General features: G+C 70.6%; 17 protein-coding genes. 9 read left to right on the top strand and 8 right to left on the bottom strand.

What is annotated here, in order from left to right; genetic code table 11:
* The 7 genes from ACFYZL_RS22500 (at nucleotide 1) to ACFYZL_RS22470 (ending at nucleotide 6,674) form a co-directional block, all read left to right on the top strand.
* Entirely contained in the window at nucleotides 1-414 is a 414-nt protein-coding gene (locus ACFYZL_RS22500; RefSeq protein WP_008739864.1) for a roadblock/LC7 domain-containing protein, read from the top strand.
* A gap of 152 nt (nucleotides 415-566) precedes the next feature.
* Complete coding sequence (locus tag ACFYZL_RS22495; RefSeq protein WP_365166228.1) at nucleotides 567-959, top strand: DUF742 domain-containing protein; 393 nt, start codon at nucleotides 567-569, stop codon at nucleotides 957-959.
* Nucleotides 940-1,527 carry an ATP/GTP-binding protein gene (locus ACFYZL_RS22490; protein ID WP_254385735.1) on the top strand — a complete coding sequence of 196 codons (588 nt, stop codon included), beginning with the start codon at nucleotides 940-942 and terminating at the stop codon, nucleotides 1,525-1,527. Before ACFYZL_RS22495 ends, ACFYZL_RS22490 begins: the two co-directional genes overlap by 20 nt.
* 291 nt (nucleotides 1,528-1,818) lie before the next feature.
* Nucleotides 1,819-5,034 (top strand): nitrate- and nitrite sensing domain-containing protein, encoded by a 3,216-nt coding sequence (locus ACFYZL_RS22485; RefSeq protein ID WP_384756281.1) that lies wholly within the window; start codon nucleotides 1,819-1,821, stop codon nucleotides 5,032-5,034.
* Nucleotides 5,035-5,044: 10 nt separating this feature from the next.
* Nucleotides 5,045-5,458 (top strand): roadblock/LC7 domain-containing protein, encoded by a 414-nt coding sequence (locus tag ACFYZL_RS22480; RefSeq protein WP_030037347.1) that lies wholly within the window; start codon nucleotides 5,045-5,047, stop codon nucleotides 5,456-5,458.
* Between the two features lie 93 nt (nucleotides 5,459-5,551).
* A complete protein-coding gene (locus ACFYZL_RS22475; protein ID WP_384756278.1) occupies nucleotides 5,552-6,106 on the top strand; it encodes a DUF742 domain-containing protein in 555 nt (184 codons plus the stop codon).
* Entirely contained in the window at nucleotides 6,087-6,674 is a 588-nt protein-coding gene (locus ACFYZL_RS22470; RefSeq protein WP_073911148.1) for an ATP/GTP-binding protein, read from the top strand. The genes ACFYZL_RS22475 and ACFYZL_RS22470 overlap by 20 nt, the downstream gene beginning before the upstream one ends.
* Before the next feature lie 171 nt (nucleotides 6,675-6,845).
* On the opposite strand, the gene ACFYZL_RS22465 is transcribed toward ACFYZL_RS22470, so the two are convergent.
* Nucleotides 6,846-7,037 (bottom strand): acyl-CoA carboxylase subunit epsilon, encoded by a 192-nt coding sequence (locus ACFYZL_RS22465; protein ID WP_376656562.1) that lies wholly within the window; start codon nucleotides 7,035-7,037, stop codon nucleotides 6,846-6,848.
* A 17-nt stretch (nucleotides 7,038-7,054) separates the two neighbouring features.
* Complete coding sequence (locus ACFYZL_RS22460) at nucleotides 7,055-8,638, bottom strand: acyl-CoA carboxylase subunit beta (protein WP_384756658.1); 1,584 nt, start codon at nucleotides 8,636-8,638, stop codon at nucleotides 7,055-7,057.
* Between the two features lie 274 nt (nucleotides 8,639-8,912).
* Here ACFYZL_RS22460 and ACFYZL_RS22455 point away from each other — a divergent pair, with 274 nt between their 5' ends.
* Entirely contained in the window at nucleotides 8,913-9,527 is a 615-nt protein-coding gene (locus tag ACFYZL_RS22455; RefSeq protein ID WP_388681175.1) for a YceI family protein, read from the top strand.
* A 17-nt stretch (nucleotides 9,528-9,544) separates the two neighbouring features.
* On the opposite strand, the gene ACFYZL_RS22450 is transcribed toward ACFYZL_RS22455, so the two are convergent.
* From ACFYZL_RS22450 to ureA, 6 genes are all read right to left on the bottom strand, one after another.
* Nucleotides 9,545-10,909, bottom strand: coding sequence for a hypothetical protein (locus ACFYZL_RS22450; protein ID WP_388681173.1), 1,365 nt, complete (start codon nucleotides 10,907-10,909; stop codon nucleotides 9,545-9,547).
* Between the two features lie 76 nt (nucleotides 10,910-10,985).
* The gene (cimA, locus tag ACFYZL_RS22445) at nucleotides 10,986-12,614 is read right to left on the bottom strand and encodes a citramalate synthase (RefSeq protein WP_384756650.1); all 1,629 of its coding nucleotides are present in this window, start codon (nucleotides 12,612-12,614) and stop codon (nucleotides 10,986-10,988) included.
* 378 nt (nucleotides 12,615-12,992) lie between these two features.
* On the bottom strand, nucleotides 12,993-13,607 hold the full coding sequence (locus ACFYZL_RS22440) for a TetR/AcrR family transcriptional regulator (protein WP_384756648.1): 615 nt from the start codon (nucleotides 13,605-13,607) through the stop codon (nucleotides 12,993-12,995).
* Nucleotides 13,608-13,636: 29 nt separating this feature from the next.
* Complete coding sequence (locus ACFYZL_RS22435) at nucleotides 13,637-14,677, bottom strand: agmatine/peptidylarginine deiminase (RefSeq protein WP_384756645.1); 1,041 nt, start codon at nucleotides 14,675-14,677, stop codon at nucleotides 13,637-13,639.
* A 32-nt stretch (nucleotides 14,678-14,709) separates the two neighbouring features.
* On the bottom strand, nucleotides 14,710-16,392 hold the full coding sequence (locus ACFYZL_RS22430) for an urease subunit alpha (RefSeq protein ID WP_388681356.1): 1,683 nt from the start codon (nucleotides 16,390-16,392) through the stop codon (nucleotides 14,710-14,712).
* Nucleotides 16,393-16,448: 56 nt separating this feature from the next.
* Nucleotides 16,449-17,168 carry an urease subunit gamma gene (ureA, locus tag ACFYZL_RS22425; RefSeq protein ID WP_388681168.1) on the bottom strand — a complete coding sequence of 240 codons (720 nt, stop codon included), beginning with the start codon at nucleotides 17,166-17,168 and terminating at the stop codon, nucleotides 16,449-16,451.
* Nucleotides 17,169-17,325: 157 nt separating this feature from the next.
* Between ureA and ACFYZL_RS22420 the strand changes: the two genes are divergently transcribed.
* Nucleotides 17,326-18,762 (top strand): cytosine permease, encoded by a 1,437-nt coding sequence (locus ACFYZL_RS22420; RefSeq protein WP_388681165.1) that lies wholly within the window; start codon nucleotides 17,326-17,328, stop codon nucleotides 18,760-18,762.
* Nucleotides 18,763-18,821: the final 59 nt, after the last annotated feature.

The raw sequence follows: 18,821 nt of genomic DNA, 5'->3' as shown, positions 1-18,821 counted from the left end.
ATGAGCCAGGCGGCACAGAATCTGAACTGGTTGATCACCAACTTCGTGGACAACACCCCCGGGGTGTCCCACACGGTGGTGGTCTCCGCCGACGGCCTCCTTCTGGCGATGTCCGAAGGTTTCCCGCGCGACCGCGCCGATCAGCTGGCGGCCGTGGCCTCCGGTCTGACCTCGCTGACCGCCGGAGCCTCCCGCATCTTCGAGGGCGGCGCCGTCAACCAGACCGTGGTCGAGATGGACCGGGGATTCCTCTTCCTCATGTCCGTCTCCGACGGATCCTCGCTGGCCGTACTGGCGCACCCCGAGTGTGACATCGGCCTCGTGGGCTACGAGATGGCCCTCCTCGTGGACCGCGCCGGCAGTGTCCTCACCCCGGACCTGCGCGCGGAGCTGCAGGGAAGCCTGCTCATCTGACCGTCCATCTCCCGGTCGGCCGGTACTGCCGGCCGGGAGACCGGGGCTCCCCACCCCGGTACCCAGTACCCCCAACAGGCCGTCATACCGTCCCCCCACCGGCCGCCCCGTCAGACGGCACGCTGACCACTGCTGTCCAGCCCGGAGGATCAATGACCCCGCCCCCCGCCTACCCCGATGCGTACGGAGATTCGTACTCGGAAGGCGAACAGCCGCTGGTGCGTCCGTACGCGATGACCGGCGGCCGCACCCGGCCCCGCTACCAGCTCGCCATCGAGGCCCTGGTCAGCACCACGGCCGATCCGATGCACCTGTCCGGCCTGCTGCCGGAGCACCAGCGCATCTGCACCCTGTGCCGTGAGGTCAAGTCGGTCGCGGAAGTCTCCGCGCTGCTGTCCATGCCGCTCGGTGTGGCCCGGATCCTCGTCGCCGACCTGGCGGAGGCCGGCATGGTGGCCATCCACCAGCCGGGCAATGGAGAGGCCGGCGGCACGCCGGACGTCACGCTGCTGGAAAGGGTGCTCAGTGGACTTCGCAAGCTCTAACGGCGGAGCGGCTCCCGCCCGCTCGACCACCTCGGCGAAGATCGTGGTGGCGGGTGGCTTCGGCGTGGGCAAGACCACGTTCGTCGGCGCCGTGTCCGAGATCAACCCGCTGCGCACCGAAGCCGTCATGACCAGCGCCTCCGCCGGGATCGACGACCTGACCCACACCGGGGACAAGACGACCACCACGGTCGCCATGGACTTCGGCCGCATCACGCTGGACCAGGACCTGATCCTGTACCTCTTCGGTACCCCGGGCCAGGACCGCTTCTGGTTCATGTGGGACGACCTCGTCCGCGGCGCCATCGGCGCGATCGTGCTCGTCGACACCCGCCGCCTCGCGGACTGCTTCCCCGCCGTCGACTACTTCGAGAACAGCGGCCTGCCGTTCGTCGTGGCGCTCAACGGTTTCGAGGGGCACCAGCCGTACACGCCGGAGGAGGTCCGCGAGGCCCTGCAGATCGGTCCGGACGCCCCCATCATCACCACCGACGCCCGCCACCGCGCGGACGCCAAGAGCGCGCTCATCACGCTCGTCGAGCACGCGCTGATGGCGCGGCTCAAGTAAGACCGCTTCAACCACCGCCGGAGGGGCGGGCTGTGTCCTACGACACGGCCCGCCCCTTTGGTTCATAACGTTTCGACAGAGAATTGGCGGCAGTTGGCGACAGGGCGCGTTCGGTCGGTGCCGCTACGCGCACAACTCCCCCTATTTTTGCCGCAGGAAGCTCTTTATGTCCGATTTATGTGAGGCGTAGGTCTCGGGGACTGGCCGGTTTCAACTGTTTGGAACACGGCCGTTAACCGTGCTGGAATTCAACGAACTAGCTAGTAGTACCGCCGAGAGGTTGTTGGTCGAGTGAGGCGAAGCAACGCAAGCCCCGCGGATGAACCCGCGCGCGGCAACTTCACCCCGCCGCCGCGAGCGGCCGCGTCGGTCGACGTTCCCGTGACCCCGCCCGTGAGCAGCGGGAGCACCAGCAGGTTCTCCCCCCGCAACTGGCGCGTGCCGACCCGTCTGAACGCGATCCTGCTCGTACCCGCCCTCGTCGGGCTGGTCATGGGCGGTTTCCAGGTGAAGGGCTCCATCGACACCTGGAACGAGGCCAAGGACGCCGAGAAGATAGCCAGGGTCGTCCAGGCCGCCTCGGAATACAGTCAGGCGCTGCTCAACGAGCGTGACCTCACCGCCGAGCCTCTGCTGAGCGGCGACGCCAAGAACGAAGTCATCACCAAGGTCCGCGGGACGACCGACGCGGCCAAGGTGAAGTTCGACCAGGCCGTCAAGGACCTGCCCGAGAACCAGGGCATGGAACGTCGTCTGGACCTCTTCCGCGCGGAGGAGCCCAAGCTGACGCAGGTCCGCGAGAAGGCCTACCAGCAGGCGCTCGAGACCGCGAAGAAGAACCTCCAGGCCGGCCAGCCGGGTCCCATCCCGACTGAAGAGGGTTACGTGCTCGTCGAGCACTACCTGATGCAGTTCTCGAACGAGCTCGGCCTCGGCACCGGCAACGTGACCTCGTACGGCCGCATGGTCTACGCGATCGAGCTCGCCAAGGCGGCGAACTCGCTGCAGCGCTCCGTCGGCACCCACCTGCTGGTCCGCCCGAACCCCGACGAGAACATACGCAAGGGCCAGATCGTCGCCTTCTCCTCCTACGCCTACCTCGAGGAAATCGCCATCGGCGAGTACGTCGCGGCCGGTACCGAGGAAGACGTGAACCGCCTCAAGCAGGTCATGGCGGAGAAGTCCAAGGCGGGCGAGGCCCGGCTCACCGAGGCCAAGCGCCAGGCCGAGCAGGCGGGCGTCAAGTTCGTGCCGCCGCCGGCGGGGCCCACCGGCTCCCCGCTCGCCGGCATGACCGACGCGATCGCCAGCGGTGCGTCCAAGAAGCAGCTGGCCGAAGGCGGCACCACGCCCGCCGCCTGGCAGGCCGCCGCCACCGCGAAGTTCGACGGCTACGACGAGGTCGAGAAGGAACTCCTCGACAAGGCCGTCAAGGACGCCGTCGCGGTCTCCGACGAAGCCCGCACCGAGGCCATCACCAACGGCGCCATCGTCGTCGTGGCCCTGCTCGCCGCCTTCATCCTCGCGGGCCTCATGGCCCGCCAGATGGGCCGCGCGATGCGCCGCCTGCGCTCCGCCGCCTTCGACATCGCCGAGCAGCGCCTGCCGTCGCTCGTCGACCAGCTCTCGCGCACCGACCCCGGCAAGGTCGACACCCGCGTGCAGCCGATCCCGATCGACTCCGCGGACGAGATCGGCGAGGTCGCCCGGGCCTTCGACCAGGTCCACCGCGAGGCGGTCCGGCTCGCGGCCGAGCAGGCGCTCCTGCGAGGGAACGTCAACGCGATCTTCACGAACCTCTCCATGCGCAACCAGTCGCTGATCGAGGGCCAGCTGACCCTCATCACCGACCTGGAGAACAACGAGGCCGACCCGGACCAGCTGGAGAACCTCTTCCGCCTGGACCACCTGGCCACCCGTATGCGCCGCAACGGCGAGAACCTCCTCATCCTCGCGGGTGAGGAGCCGGGCCGCCGCTGGGACCAGCCGGTGCCCCTCGTCGACGTCCTGCGCGCCGCCTCCTCCGAGGTGGAGCAGTACGAGCGCATCGAGCTCTCCGGCGTCTCGGACGCCGAGATCCACGGCCAGGCCGTGACCGACCTCGTGCACCTCCTCGCGGAGCTGCTGGAGAACGCCACCACGTTCTCCTCCCCGCAGACCAAGGTCCGCGTCACGGCGACCCGTCTGCCGGACGGCCGCGTGATGGTCGAGATCCACGACAAGGGCATCGGCCTCACCGCCGAGGACTTCGCGGACATCAACCACAAGCTCGCCAACCCGCCGACCGTGGACGCCGCGATCTCGCAGCGCATGGGTCTGTTCGTGGTCGGCCGGCTGGCGGACCGCCACAGCATCCGCGTCCAGCTGCGCCCCTCGGGCGAGGCGGCCGGCACCACGTCGCTGATCATGCTCCCGGACGCCATCACCCACGGTGGCGGTGGCGAGGGCATCCCGGACGACGACTTCACCGTCTCCTCGATGATCCCGCAGCAGCAGGCCCAGCAGGCCGCTCCGATGCGCACGGCGGCCGAGCTCGGCTTCGACGACTCGCGCTACGACCAGCCGGGCGCCGAAGGCCGTGACCTCGACCCGGTCGGCCGCTCCCTCGTCCGCGAGGAGCGCCGCGCGGCGCTGGAGGCCCAGGCCCAGGGCGGCTACCCGCAGGACCGGCAGCCGCCGTTCGAGGGCCAGGCCGCACCGGCCGGTCAGGGCGGTTATCCGGAACCCCAGCCGGAACACGGGTACCAGCCGTACCAGGGCTACGAGCAGCAGCCCGAGCAGGGTTTCGAGTCCCCCTACGAGGCACAGCAGCCGCAGCAGGGCTTCGACGCGTACCAGCAGCAGGACTACGGCTATGCGGAAGCCGGCTACCAGGAGCAGCAGCAGGCCGAGCAGCCCTACGACGGCGGCTACGAGGCCCGGTCGGAGCAGGCCGAGTGGCCGGCGCAGAACTCCTACCAGCCCGCATACGAGCAGGACTACGGCACCGAATCGGAATCGCCCGCCGTACCCGAACAGGCCCCGGAGCGCGTAGGCTTCGACCGTTCGGGCACCGCTGCGGACACCGGTCACGCGATGACCGGAGCGGGCCTGCCGCGCCGCGGCAGCCAGCAGCAGTGGCAGCCGGCACAGCAGGAAGCGGAGTCCTCCGGATCCCTCTTCGAGCAGCGGCCGCCGCGTCAGCAGCAGCCCGCGGCTCCGGAGCGGGAAGCGGAGACCACGGATGGCAGCGGCGGCTGGCGCTCGGGCAACGACGAGCGCTGGCAGCAGGCAGCCAAACTCCGTGAGCCGAAGGCGGGCGGGGTCACCCCGTCCGGTCTCCCTCGGCGAGTGCCCAAGGCCAACCTGGTCGAGGGCGCGGCGGAGACGACCCCGCAGGGAGGCCCCCAGGTCTCCCGCGCCCCGGAGGACGTCCGCGGCAGGTTGAGCAACCTGCGGCGGGGTGTCCAGCAGGGACGCAACGCGGGTTCCGAGCAGTCAAGTAACAGCTATGACCAGGAGCGTTAGTGTGAGCGCGATGAGCCAGGCGGCGCAGAACCTGAACTGGTTGATCACCAACTTCGTGGACAACACCCCTGGGGTGTCCCACACTGTGGTGGTCTCCGCCGACGGCCTTCTGCTGGCGATGTCCGACGGATTTCCGCGCGACCGCGCCGATCAGCTGGCGGCCGTGGCCTCCGGTCTGACCTCGCTGACCGCCGGAGCCTCCCGTATCTTCGAGGGCGGCGCCGTCAACCAGACCGTGGTCGAGATGGACCGGGGATTCCTTTTCCTCATGTCCGTCTCCGACGGATCCTCCCTCGCAGTGCTGGCGCACCCCGAGTGCGACATCGGCCTCGTAGGCTACGAGATGGCCCTTCTTGTGGACCGAGCGGGCAGTGTCCTTACCCCGGATCTGCGTGCGGAGCTGCAGGGAAGTCTTCTCAACTAACAGACAGGCAGTGTGTTTCGCGCCATCGCACCGTAGGGTGCGGTGGCGCGGTTCCACAGGGAGTACTGCGTTCTTGGAGTCGGAGGAGGAAACGTGACAACACCCGGAGGACATCCTTATGGCGGCGCTCAGCCGCAGGGTGGGCACGACCAGAACCGCTTCAACTTCCCCTCCGCTCCCAGCCGGCCCGTGCCGGAGCACAACCCGTACCAGCAACAGCCGTACGGGCAGCCCCAGCAGCCTCAGCAGCCCTCCATGCCGGCGCAGCAGCCCCCGCGCGCTTCCCGGCAGCCGGCTCCCAAGGCCCACAACCCGCTGGTGCGTCCGTACGCGATGACCGGCGGCCGTACCCGGCCGCGCTACCAGCTCGCCATCGAGGCGCTGGTCAGTACCACGGCGGATCCCGCGCGTCTGCAAGGGCAGTTGCCCGAGCACCAGCGCATCTGCCGCCTGTGCCAGGAGATCAAATCCGTCGCGGAGATCTCGGCACTTCTCTCCATTCCTCTTGGTGTCGCCCGCATCCTCGTCGCCGACCTGGCTGAGGCGGGCCTTGTCGCCATTCACCAGCCCGGCGGCGACGAGTCTGCCGGCGGCCAGCCAGATGTGACACTGCTCGAAAGGGTGCTCAGTGGACTTCGCAAGCTCTAACGGCGGAGCGGCTCCCGCCCGCTCGACCACCTCGGCGAAGATCGTGGTGGCGGGTGGCTTCGGCGTGGGCAAGACCACGTTCGTCGGCGCGGTCTCCGAGATCAACCCGCTGCGCACCGAAGCCGTCATGACCAGCGCCTCCGCCGGGATCGACGACCTGACCCACACCGGGGACAAGACGACCACCACGGTCGCCATGGACTTCGGCCGCATCACGCTGGACCAGGACCTGATCCTGTACCTCTTCGGTACCCCGGGCCAGGACCGCTTCTGGTTCATGTGGGACGACCTCGTCCGCGGCGCCATCGGCGCCGTCGTGCTCGTCGACACCCGCCGCCTCGCGGACTGCTTCCCCGCCGTCGACTACTTCGAGAACAGCGGCCTGCCGTTCGTGATCGCCCTCAACGGCTTCGACGGCCACCAGCCGTACACGCCGGAGGAGGTCCGCGAGGCCCTGCAGATCGGCCCGGACGCCCCCATCATCACCACCGACGCCCGCCACCGCGCGGACGCCAAGAGCGCGCTCATCACGCTCGTCGAGCACGCGCTGATGGCCCGCCTGCGGTAGCCGCGCCGCCCGAACCGGCCGAAGGCCCCCGTGTCGTACGACACGGGGGCCTTCCGCGTGCCGTACACGGGCCCGTACGCGGGCCGTACACGGGTGCCGTGAGGGTTCTTGTCCACGGCATGCGGAAGGCCCCGCACCCTCCGGGGTGCGGGGCCTTTTCGGCTTCGGGGCTCAGCCCTGCCAGCTGTGCGGGGCGCGGAAGCCCGGGGTGCGCTCCAGACGGCGCCAGCCGGCCTGGGAGCGGGGGGTGGCGGCGGTCTCGGGGGTGGCGGCAGCGCGGGCGAGCAGGATCGCGGTGATCGCGGCCAGCTCCTCGGGGGCGGCGTTGCCCTTTTCGACGCGCAGCAGGGTGTCGGTGCTCATCGGTGGCTTGTCTCCTCTTACTGCGGCGGGTTGCCGTGCTTGCGGGACGGCAGGTCGGCGTGCTTGTTGCGGAGCATCGCGAGGGCGGCCACGAGGGTCTCGCGGGTCTCGGCGGGGTCGATGACGTCGTCGACGAGGCCGCGCTCGGCCGCGTAGTACGGGTGCATCAGCTCGGCCTTGTACTCCTTGACCATGCGGACGCGCATGGCCTCGGGGTCCTCGGCGTCCGCGATCTGCTTGCGGAAGATGACGTTGGCCGCGCCCTCGGCGCCCATGACGGCGATCTCGTTGGTGGGCCAGGCGTAGGTGATGTCGGCGCCGATGGACTGGGAGTCCATGACGATGTACGCGCCGCCGTAGGCCTTGCGCAGGATCAGCGAGATCCGCGGGACGGTGGCGTTGCAGTACGCGTACAGCAGCTTGGCGCCGTGGCGGATGATGCCGCCGTGCTCCTGGTCGACGCCCGGCAGGAAGCCGGGGACGTCGAGCAGGGTGATGATCGGGATGTTGAAGGCGTCGCACATCTGGACGAAGCGCGCGGCCTTCTCGGAGGCCTCGATGTCGAGGACGCCGGCGAGGTGGCCGGGCTGGTTGGCGACGATGCCGACGACCTGTCCGTCCATCCGGGCCAGGGCGCAGATGATGTTGCGGGCCCAGCGCTCGTGGATCTCCAGGACGTCGCCCTCGTCGACGATCTCCTCGATGACCTTGAGCATGTCGTACGGGCGGTTGCCGTCGGCGGGGACCAGGTCCAGCAGGACGTCGCTGCGCCGGTCGGCCGGGTCGCTCGACTCGTGGACGGGCGGGTTCTCGCGGTTGTTGGAGGGCAGCATCGAGATGAGGTAGCGGACCTCGGAGATGCAGGTCTCCTCGTCGTCGTACGCGAAGTGCGCGACGCCCGAGGTCTCGGCGTGCACGTCGGCGCCGCCGAGGCCGTTCTGGGTGATCTCCTCGCCGGTCACCGCGCGGACCACGTCCGGGCCGGTGATGAACATCTGCGAGGTCTCGCGGACCATGAACACGAAGTCCGTGAGGGCCGGGGAGTACGCGGCGCCACCGGCGCACGGGCCCAGCATGACCGAGATCTGCGGGATGACGCCCGAGGCCTTGGTGTTGCGCTGGAAGATGCCGCCGTAGCCGGCGAGGGCGGAGACGCCCTCCTGGATGCGGGCGCCGGCGCCGTCGTTCAGGGAGACCAGCGGGGCACCGGCCGCGATGGCCATGTCCATGATCTTGTGGATCTTGGTGGCGTGGGCCTCGCCCAGGGCGCCGCCGAAGATGCGGAAGTCGTGGGCGTACACGAAGACCGTGCGGCCCTCGACCGTGCCCCAACCGGTGATGACACCGTCGGTGTACGGCTTCTTGGCCTCCAGGCCGAAGCCGGTCGCGCGGTGGCGGCGGAGCTGTTCGACCTCCTTGAAGGAACCTTCGTCGAGCAGCAGCGCGATGCGCTCACGGGCGGTGAGCTTGCCCTTGGCGTGCTGGGTCTCGGTCGCGCGGTCACTGGGGCCGCGCCGCGCCTGCTCGCGCAGGGAGTGCAGCTCGGCCACGCGCCCGCGGGCGTCCGTGGGCTCGCTCGGGGTCTGGTCCACAACGGTCATGTACCGACCTTACGAAGCGGGCCGTCAAAAACCTCCGTTCATTCCGCACAGTCTCCGGAGTGTTCCGCTGTCCGGCCCGCACAGTACGGCGAAGGGATGCATGGACTTCACCAGACGGGACCTTCGTCCTTTGTACGACTCCCACAAAACCGCGTGACACCCCGGCAGAGATGTTGAAATTTGAACGGAATGGGCCTAACGTCGTTCCCGTTGAAGTCGTTGAACATTCAACAGACCCGCGCAGAGCGTGCGGGAACCTACCGAGGAGCAAGTCATGGGTCTCTTCACCCGCCGCAACCAGTCCGCCGCCACCGCCACCGTCACCGCCGCTCCCGCGGTGGACCCGGCGCTCGCCGCCCTCACCGGCGACTACGCCATCGACCCGGCCCACAGCAGCATCGGCTTCACCGTCCGACACGCCATGGTCACCAACGTCCGCGGCGCCTTCGAGGCGTTCGAGGGCAGCCTGCACCTGGACGGCGGCGCGCCCGCCCTGTCCACCGCCTCCATCGACGTGACGATCGGTTCGGTCAACACCGGCATCGCCGACCGCGACGCCCACCTGCTGGGCAGCGACTTCTTCGACGCCGAGCTGTTCCCGAAGATGACCTTCCGCTCCACCTCGGCGGCGCAGCTGGGCGGCGACAAGTACCGCATCACCGGCGAGCTGACCATCAAGGACGTGACGCGGCCGCTCTCCATCGACCTGGAGTTCAACGGCTCCGCCACCGACGTCTACGGCAGCGAGCGCGTGGGCTTCGAGGGCTCCGCCGAGATCCTTCGCTCCGAGTGGGGCCTGACCTGGAACGCAGCGCTGGAGGCCGGCGGCGTGATGGTCAGCGACAAGGTGAAGCTGACCTTCGACATCTCCGCGATCAAGCAGGCCTGACCGGAGCCCGGGGGCGGCTAGAAGCCGCCCCCGCCGTCGAACCCGCCCCCGCCGTCGAAGCCGCCACCGCCACCGAAGTCCCCGCCGCCGAAGTCGGACGGGTTGAAGTCGGCCCCGGACACGTCCCCGCCGTCGAAGCCGCCGTCGAAGCCGTTGCCGCCGCCGAAGTCGGAGGCGTAGGCCGGGCTGGACATCATCGAACCGAGCATCGTGCCCATGAGCAGACCGGGCAGGATTCCGCCGCCGAAGTAGCCGCCGACCCAGGGACCGTACGCCGGGCCGGCGTCGTAGTAGGGGCGCGGCCCGTGCTCGGTGTCGACCGTGCGCACCGCCGGGTCCAGGCCGTCGCGCAGCCGTACGGCGTCCGCCGCGCAGACCGGCACGGTGCGGGCGGCGCCGCCCGCGGGAGCCCAGGTGGCGTCCTCGGTGCTCGGCCCGTGGCGCGGGTCGAAGAAGCACGGCGCACGGCGCTCGGGCAGCGGCCTGCCCTGCCGGCGCGCGTCCAGACGGGCCAGCGCGTACCGGCCGTCCTCCAGGGCCTGCGTGGCCCCCTTGACCTCCTCCGGGTACCGGACCGAGGCCATGATCTGCTTGGCCTTCTCGTACGAGTCGAGCCCCTGCTCGTAGTCCCCCCGCATGGCGTCGTCGGCGCCGGGCTCGCCGGGGTGGAAGTCGAGCCGTTCCAGCTCCTCGCCGAAGGCCGTGATGTCCTCGTCGACGACCACGCCGAGCCGCTCGATCGCCTCGCGCCGGGCCTCTTCCTTCTTCTTCCGGTTGCGCCGCACCAGCGCGTACGCACCGCCGCCGCCGACCGCGGCGACCGCGGCGAGGGTGATCAGCCCGCCGACGGGGGCGCCGGAGTCGGCCCCGGTGCCGCCCCAGGAGGCGGGGGCGCGGCCCTTGGCCTGGCCGAGCGCCTGGTCCACGAAGTTGTCGAGCTGCGTGCTCGCGTCCGGCGACCCCACCTTCACCGCGTCGGTCAGGTTGCGCACGGCGTTCGTGGGCATGACGGCCCGGTCGGCCCCGGCGTTGAAACCGTCGCCGAGCCGGATCGCGTAGAGCCCGGTGATCCCGGTCTCGGCGCGGACCGCGCCGAGCACCTTGTCCGCGGGGTACTCGGCGGTGTTCGGCAGCACGGCGACGAAGACGGGCTTGTCGGCGTCCTTGATCTTCTTCGCCAGCGCGTCCGCCCGGGCCTTCGGCAACTGGGCCTCGGCCCGGGGGTCGACGTAGACGGGCCCGCGCTTGAGGGCCTCCCCCACGGCGGCGACGCCCGTGTCGGCGGACGCCTGCGGGGCGACCAGCAGGGCGGTCGCCGACAGGGCCAACAGCAGACCGGACAGCACCGATCCCATGCGTACGGTTATCAGCCTGGTCCTCATACACATGAAGCTACCCGAATGGGCTAACTCTTGTGTGAATGGGACATAAGCCCGCCCTGGCGGGCGGGCACGGGGACTACTCGGTCGGCTCCACACCCGCGTGGAGCAGGCCGTAGGTGAAGGCGTCCTCCAGGGCCTGCCAGGAGGCGGCGATCACGTTCTCCGCGACGCCGACCGTGGACCACTCGCGGCTGCCGTCCGTCGTGGAGATCAGGACGCGGGTCGTGGACTCCGTGCCGTGCTTGCCCTCCAGGATGCGGACCTTGTAGTCGATCAGCTCGAACTTGGCCAGCTGGGGGTAGAAGCGCTCCAGGGCGACCCGCAGCGCGCGGTCCAGCGCGTTGACGGGGCCGTTGCCCTCCGCCGTGGCGACGATCCGCTCGCCCTTGGCCCACAGCTTGACCGTGGCCTCGTTGGCGTGGGTGCCGTCCGGGCGGTCCTCGACGATCGCGCGCCAGGACTCGACCCGGAAGTACTTGCGGGCCCGGCCCTCGGCCTCCGCGCGCAGCAGCAGCTCGAAGGAGGCGTCGGCCGCCTCGTACGTGTAGCCCTGGAGCTCCCGCTCCTTGACCCGCTCCACGACCCGGGAGATCAGCGCGCGGTCCCCGTTGAGGTCGACGCCGAGCTCCTTGCCCTTGAGCTCGATGGAGGCCCGGCCGGCCATGTCGGAGACCAGCATGCGCATGGTGTTGCCGACCCGCTCGGGGTCGATGTGCTGGTAGAGGTCCGGGTCGACCTTGATGGCCGAGGCGTGCAGGCCGGCCTTGTGCGCGAAGGCGGAGAGGCCGACGTACGGCTGGTGCGTGGAGGGGGTGAGGTTCACGACCTCGGCGATGGCGTGCGAGATACGGGTCATCTCGGCCAGCGCGCCCTCGGGGAGGACCTGGCGCCCGTACTTGATCTCCAGGGCGGCGACGACGGGGAAGAGGTTGGCGTTGCCGACGCGCTCGCCGTAGCCGTTCGCCGTGCACTGGACGTGCGTGGCGCCGGCGTCGACGGCCGCGAGGGTGTTGGCGACGGCGCACCCGGTGTCGTCCTGGGCGTGGATGCCGAGGCGGGCGCCGGTGTCGGCGAGGACGGTGGCGACGGTCGCGGTCACCTGGGCGGGCAGCATGCCGCCGTTGGTGTCGCAGAGGATGACGACGTCGGCGCCGGCCTCGTGGGCGGCACGCACGACGGACTTGGCGTACTCGGCGTTGGCGCGGTAGCCGTCGAAGAAGTGCTCGCAGTCGACGAAGACGCGGCGCCCCTGGCCGACCAGGTAGGAGACGGTGTCGCGGACCATCTCCACGTTCTCGTCGAGGGTGGTGCGCAGGGCGAGCTCGACGTGGCGGTCGTGGGACTTGGCGACGAGGGTGATCACCGGGGCGCCGGATTCCAGCAGCGCCCGAACCTGCGGGTCCGTGGCGGCCGAACCGCCGGCGCGGCGGGTCGCGCCGAAGGCGACGAGCTGGGCGTTCTTGAAGTCGATCTCCGCCTGGGCGCGGGCGAAGAACTCCGTGTCGCGGGGGTTGGCGCCGGGCCAGCCGCCTTCGATGAAGCCCACGCCGAACTCGTCCAGGTGCCGGGCGATCGTCAGCTTGTCCGCGACCGTGAGGTTGATGCCCTCGCGCTGGGCGCCGTCGCGCAGGGTGGTGTCGAAGACGTGGAAGCTGTCGTCCAGGCCCCCGGACAGCACGGCTGCCGCCTCTGGTGTCGTCGTCATGCTGATCTGACTCCTGTCGGATGAGTGGTTCCGGATGTCCGGGATCCACTGCCCCCATCATCGCGCGCGTTCACGTCCCGGCATGGATGAGGCCGGGAAACGAAAAAACCTCTCGCGGGTGCGAGAGGTTTGCGCGCGGGTCTGGGGCACGGTGGCCGCATCCCGCGAAGGTCTTCCACGGTTCAGCGGCCACTGAGGACCGGCGCGCTGCTGGCGATAATCATGAGCTGAGCAGGCACGCTCGCAGTGTGCCATACCGCTCGCCGCGGATGGACAGCGATCTCAGCATGCGGGCACCGGGCTGCCCGCACCCTGACACGCGCCGTCGCCGGGCGCGGGGGCCGATCCGGCCCCGCCGGCCTGAGGCGACGGCGGCGGCTACGGGGTCAGGGCTTCCGTGAGGTATTCGCGGACGTGGTCCAGGATCCCGGCGCGGTCGACCGTCGGCAGACCCACCGCCAGCTGGATGCTGAAGCCGTCCAGCAGCGCCCGGGTGCGCGCCGCGAAGCGATCGGCGTCCACCGGGCGGAACTCGCCGCGCGAGATGCCCTCCGCGAGGAGGGCCACCAGGTCGCGGTGCCAGGCGCCCTCGATGGCCGCCTGCCGGTCGCGTTCCTCGGGTCCGGCGTTCTGGGAGCGGTTCCAGACCTCCAGCCACAGCGTCCAGTGCGGGTCGCGGGCCCGCGTGGGCACGTAGAGGTCCACGTACGCGGCCAGCCGCTCCCGCACCGGGCCGCGCCGGGACAGCAGGGCGCGCCGCTCGGTGCCCAGTTCCGCCTCGCTCCACTCCAGGGTCTGCAGCAGGAGCTCGTCCTTGCTGCGGAAGTAGTAGAGGAGGTGGCCGCTGCTCATGCCGACCTCGCGGCCCAGACCGGCCATGGTCAGGCCTTCCAGCCCGCGCTCGGCGATCGTGGCCATGGCGGCGACGAGTACGTCCTCGCGCGGGGGCGCGTTCTTGCGCGCCGCCCGTACCGGTACTCCACCCGCCGCCATGGTCACTCCTTCGAACGTGGTGCCTCGGGTCAGACCTTCGGCTGCTGCTGGGTGATGCAGTGGATACCGCCACCCCCGGCGAAAATCGTACGTGCGTCGACGAGCGTCACCGTCCGCTCGGGGAACAGTCCGCGGAAGATCTCGGCGGCCTCCTCGTCGCGCGGGTCGTCGAAGGAGCACAGGACCACGCCGTCGTTGCACAGGTAGTGGTTGATGTAGGAGTAGTCCACCCACTCCCCGTCCTCTTCCAGCACGGTCGGCGCCGGGATCTCCACGACCTCCAGCCGCCTGCCCTGCGCGTCCGTGGACGCGCGCAGGATGGCCGCGATGGTCTTGCAGCGCTCGTGGTCCGGGTGGGCCGGGTCGGGCTGGCTGTGGACCATGACGACGCCGGGGCGGGCGAAGGCGGCGACGATGTCGACGTGGCCCTGCGTGCCGTAGGTGCCGTAGTCGCCGGCCAGGCCGTAGGGGAGCCAGATCGCCTTGGTGGTGCCGAGGTGGGCGTGGATCTCGGCCTCGACCTGCTCGCGGGTCCAGTCGGGGTTGCGGCCCTTGCCCAGCTGGACGGTGTCGGTGAGGAGCACGGTGCCCTCGCCGTCCACGTGGATGGCGCCGCCCTCGTTGACGAGCGTGGTGCTGTAGGTACGGGTGCCGACCAGGTCCGAGATGTGCCGGGCGATCTTGGAGTCGTGCTCCCAGCGGGCCCATTCCTGGGCGCCCCAGCCGTTGAAGGTCCAGTCGACGGCCGCCAGCTCGCCCGCGTCGTTGGTGACGAAGGTCGGGCCGATGTCGCGCATCCAGGCGTCGTCGAGGTCCCGCTCCACCAGTTGGATGTCGTCGCCGACGATGGCGCGGGCGCTCTCGGCGTCACCGGGCGAGACGACGAGGGTCACGGGCTCGTACGTGCGTACCGCGCGGGCCACGGCTCCCCAGGCCTCGCGGGCCTCGGCGAGCTCCTGCTCGTTGGTGAAGGTGGGGTTGGGGCTCGGCCAGGCCATCCAGGTGCGCTCGTGGGGCGTCCACTCGGCGGGCATCCGGAATCCGTCGTTCACGGGCTTGTTCGTGGTCATGAGGGGTCCTTACGGGCTTGCTGGCAGGCTGCTCAGAGGAAGTACAGGCGGTTGAGGGAGACCGAATCGGCCGCTTCGGAGCGCAGCGGTTCCCCGTCCAGGGAGACGAGGCCGCTGCGCGCGTCCACATCGACCGCGCCCACCCGGGAGTTGAGGAGCAGGTCCTTGGGGCCGATGCCGCGGGTGCCCCGGACGGCGACCCGGCGCCTGCGGGTCGGCATCTCGTCGCTGCCCAGGGCCGCCGCGGCGGCCGAGACGAAGGCGACGGAGATGTCGGCGGCCGTGGCCCCGTACGAGCCGAACTGCGGTCCGAGGACCAGCGGTTCGCAGGTGTCGGTGGCCGCGTTGGGGTCGCCGGTGACCCCGTACGCCGGGAAGCCGGACTTGAGGACCAGCTGCGGCTTGGCGCCGAAGAACTGGGGGCGCCACAGCACGATGTCGGCGAGCTTGCCGACCTCGATGGAGCCGATCTCGTGGGCGAGGCCGTGGGCGATGGCCGGGTTGATGGTCAGCTTGGCCATGTAGCGCAGCACGCGGGCGTTGTCGTCGCCCTCGCCGTCGCCGTCCAGGGGGCCGAGCTCGCCCTTCATCTTGGCGGCCATGGCGAAGGTCCGACGTACGGTCTCGCCCGCGCGGCCCATGCCCTGGGCGTCGGAGGAGGTGATGCCGATCGCGCCCAGGTCGTGCAGTACGTCCTCGGCGCCCATGGTGCCCGCGCGGATCCGGTCCCGGGCCATGGCGGCGTCGCCGGGGAGGTCCGGCTTGAGGTCGTGGACGGAGACGATCATGCCGTAGTGCTCGGCGACCGCGTCCCGGCCGAAGGGCAGGGTGGGGTTGGTGGAGGAGCCGATGACGTTCGGCACGCCCGCCATCTTGAGCACGTTCGGGACGTGCCCGCCGCCGCAGCCCTCGATGTGGAAGGCGTGGATGGTCCGGCCCTCCAGCACCCGCAAGGTGTCCTCGACGGAGAGGCATTCGTTCAGGCCGTCGCTGTGCAGGGCGACCTGTACGTCGTGCTCCTCGGCCACGCGCAGCGCGGTGTCCAGGGCGCGGGTGTGGGCGCCCATGTCCTCGTGGACCTTGAAGCCGCAGGCGCCGCCCTCGGCGAGGGCCTCGACGAGGGGAGCCGCGTCGGAGGAGGAACCACGGGCGAGGAAGCCGATGTTGACGGGCCAGGCGTCGAAGGCGCCGAAGGCGTGCTTCAGGGCCCACGGGGAGTTCACGCCGACGCCCCAGACCGGGCCGAACTCCTGGCCGATGATCGTGGTGACGCCCGCGGCGAGCGAGGCCTCCATGACGCGCGGGGAGAGCAGGTGCACGTGGGTGTCCACGGCGCCGGCGGTGGCGATGAGGCCCTCTCCGGAGACGATGGACGTGCCCGTGCCGACGACCACGTCGACACCGTCGAGGGTGTCGGGGTTGCCGGCCCGGCCGATCGCGTGGATCCGGCCCTCGCGGATGCCGATGGAGACCTTCCGGATGCCGAGCACCGCGTCGATCACCAGCACGTTGCTGATGACCACGTCGCAGGTCTCGCGGACCGCGGCGGCCTTCAGGTGCAGGCCGTCACGGGCGGTCTTGCCGAAGCCGGCCAGGAACTCGTCCCCGGGCTTCTGCGCGTCGGACTCCACCCGGACGGTGAGGCCGGAGTCGCCGAGCCGCACCCGGTCGCCGGCGCGGGGGCCGAAGACGGAGGCGTACTCGTGGGGGTCGATGTGGCGGCTGCCGGGGGCGCAGTGCGCGCTGTGGTCGGTGTGGGGGGTCTGACGGCTCACGCCTGATCTCCTTCCGGGGCGCCTGCGGTGGTGTCGGCCACGCCCAGGTAGCCGCAGGCGGCGGCCCGGCGCAGGGCCTCGGCCTTGGCGCCGGGGGCGTCGAGCGGGCCGTCGACCAGGCCCGCGAAACCGATCGCGATGCGGTCGCCGCCGATCGGGACCAGGCCGACCTCGCCCTCGCCGTGGGGGTCGAACCGGACGGACGAGCCGGCCGGAACGCACAGCCGCATGCCGTAGGCGGCGGCGCGGTCGAAGTCGAGGCGGGGGTTGGCCTCGAAGAAGTGGAAGTGGGAGGTGACGCTGACCGGCACGGGGGCGGTGTTGCGCACCCGCAGGTTCAGCACCGGTTCCGGCTGGGGGACGCCGGGGCCGGGCACGACCGCGCCGGGGGCGTCGTCGCCGAGCCGCACGGCGCCCTGGATGGGCGACGAGACCACCGCGAGACGCGATCCGTCGTCGAAGACGGCCTCCACGTGCACCTCGGTGACCACGTCGGCCACGCCGGGCAGGACGTCCTCGGGGCCCAGCACGCCGCGGGCCTCCTCGATCGCCTCCGCCAGCCGCTTGCCGTCGCGCGCCGCCTCGCAGACCGTGTCCGCGATCAACGCGGTGGCCTCCGGGACGTTGAGCCGCAGGCCCCGGGCCCGGCGGGCCCTGGCCAGTTCAGCAGCGCTGCGGAGCAGCAGCCGGTCGCGCTCCGTAGGGGTCAGCCGCACGCCGATCCACCACCTTTTGAGTCGATGGGTTAGAGCATCACTCTAACTCTTCATTTCCTCGCAAGGAATCATTGACCTGAGACCAGGGAGTAAGTCACATTGAGTGTCGCTCAAACGAATGCACAACCGCCCCCCGCCCTGCCAAGGGAGTCCCCCCATGCCCATCGAACAGCGCGGAGTCGACACCATCCCGGAGGAGGAACGGACGAGCGGTCCCCGTGACCTGATCTCGATCCTCCTCGGCTCCAACCTCTGCCTCGGTGTGATCGTCTTCGGTTGGCTGCCCCCGTCCTTCGGGCTGGGGCTGTGGCCCTCGGTCACCGCCATCGTGACCGGCACCCTCGTCGGGATCGCCTTCACCGCGCCGTTGGCACTCGTCTCCCTGCGCACCGCCACCAACCTCTCCACCTCCAGCGGCGCCCAGTTCGGTGTCCGCGGCCGGCTGGTCGGCTCGATCGTGGGCCTGCTGCTCGCACTGGGCTATACGGCCCTCACGCTGTGGATCGGCGGCGACGTGATGGTCGGCGTACTGTCCCGGCTGACCGGGCTGCCGAACACCGGCGTCTCCCGGGCCGTGATGTACGGCGTACTGGCCGCGTGTACCGTCGTCGGGGCCGTCTTCGGCTACCGACTGCTGCTGCGCATGAGCAAGGTGCTGTCCATCGGCATGGTGGTCCTGCTGGCCATCGGCATCTACGCGTACGCCCCGGACTTCACCACCGCCGCGCCGCCGGAGACCTCCTACCTGCTGGGCTCCTTCTGGCCGACCTGGCTGCTGGCCGCCGTCGCCGCCGGTCTGAGCGGTCCCGTCGCCTTCATCACCCTGCTCGGCGACTACACCCGCTACATCTCCCCCACCAGGCACAGCTCCCGCAAGGTGTACTGGGCCACCTGCCTCGGCCTGCTCGTCGGCCTGCTGGTGCCGCAGCTCTTCGGCACCTACACCGCGCTCGCCGCGAAGGCCGGTGCCGACTACGCCGGGCCGCTGGTCGACGCCTCGCCGGTCTGGTACCTGCTCCCGCTGTTCGCCGCCGCCGCGGCCGGCTCCGTGGGCAACGCCGGACTGATGCTCTACTCCATGGGCCTCGACCTGGACGCGATCGTCCCCAAGGCCACCCGCACCAAGGCCACCGTGATCGCCGCGTCCGTCGCCACCGCTTTCGTCTTCATCGGCTCCTTCGAGTGGGACGTCCAGTCGGCGATGACCTCGTTCGTGCTGGTGCTGACCGCGATCGGCACCCCCTGGGCCGTGATCACCCTGATCGGTTACGTCCGCTGCCGGGGCCGGTACGACGCCGACGCCCTCCAGGTCTTCAACCGCCGTTCGGTCGGCGGGATCTACTGGTACCGCGGCGGCTGGAACGTCGCCGCCACCGCCTCGTGGGCGATCGGCGCCGTCGCCGGCCTGCTCGCGGTGACCACCCCCTTCTACGAGGGCCCGCTGCTCGCCCTCACCGGCGGCGTGGACTGCTCCTTCGTCCTCTCCGGTCTGGTCGGCGGCCTGGTCTACACGGTCCTGACCGCCCGTACGGCCCCGGCGACCGTCCCCGCACCGGCCGCCGAGGAGCCGGAGCCGGTGGCCGCCGCCGTCTGAGCCCGCCCCGTACACACGAAGGGCCCGCCTCCCGATCGGGAGGCGGGCCCTTCTCGTGT

Source organism: Streptomyces sp. NPDC001717, from assembly GCF_042892775.1.
Classification (GTDB): Bacteria; Actinomycetota; Actinomycetes; order Streptomycetales; family Streptomycetaceae; genus Streptomyces.
This window is presented reverse-complemented; position numbering and strand designations above follow the sequence as displayed.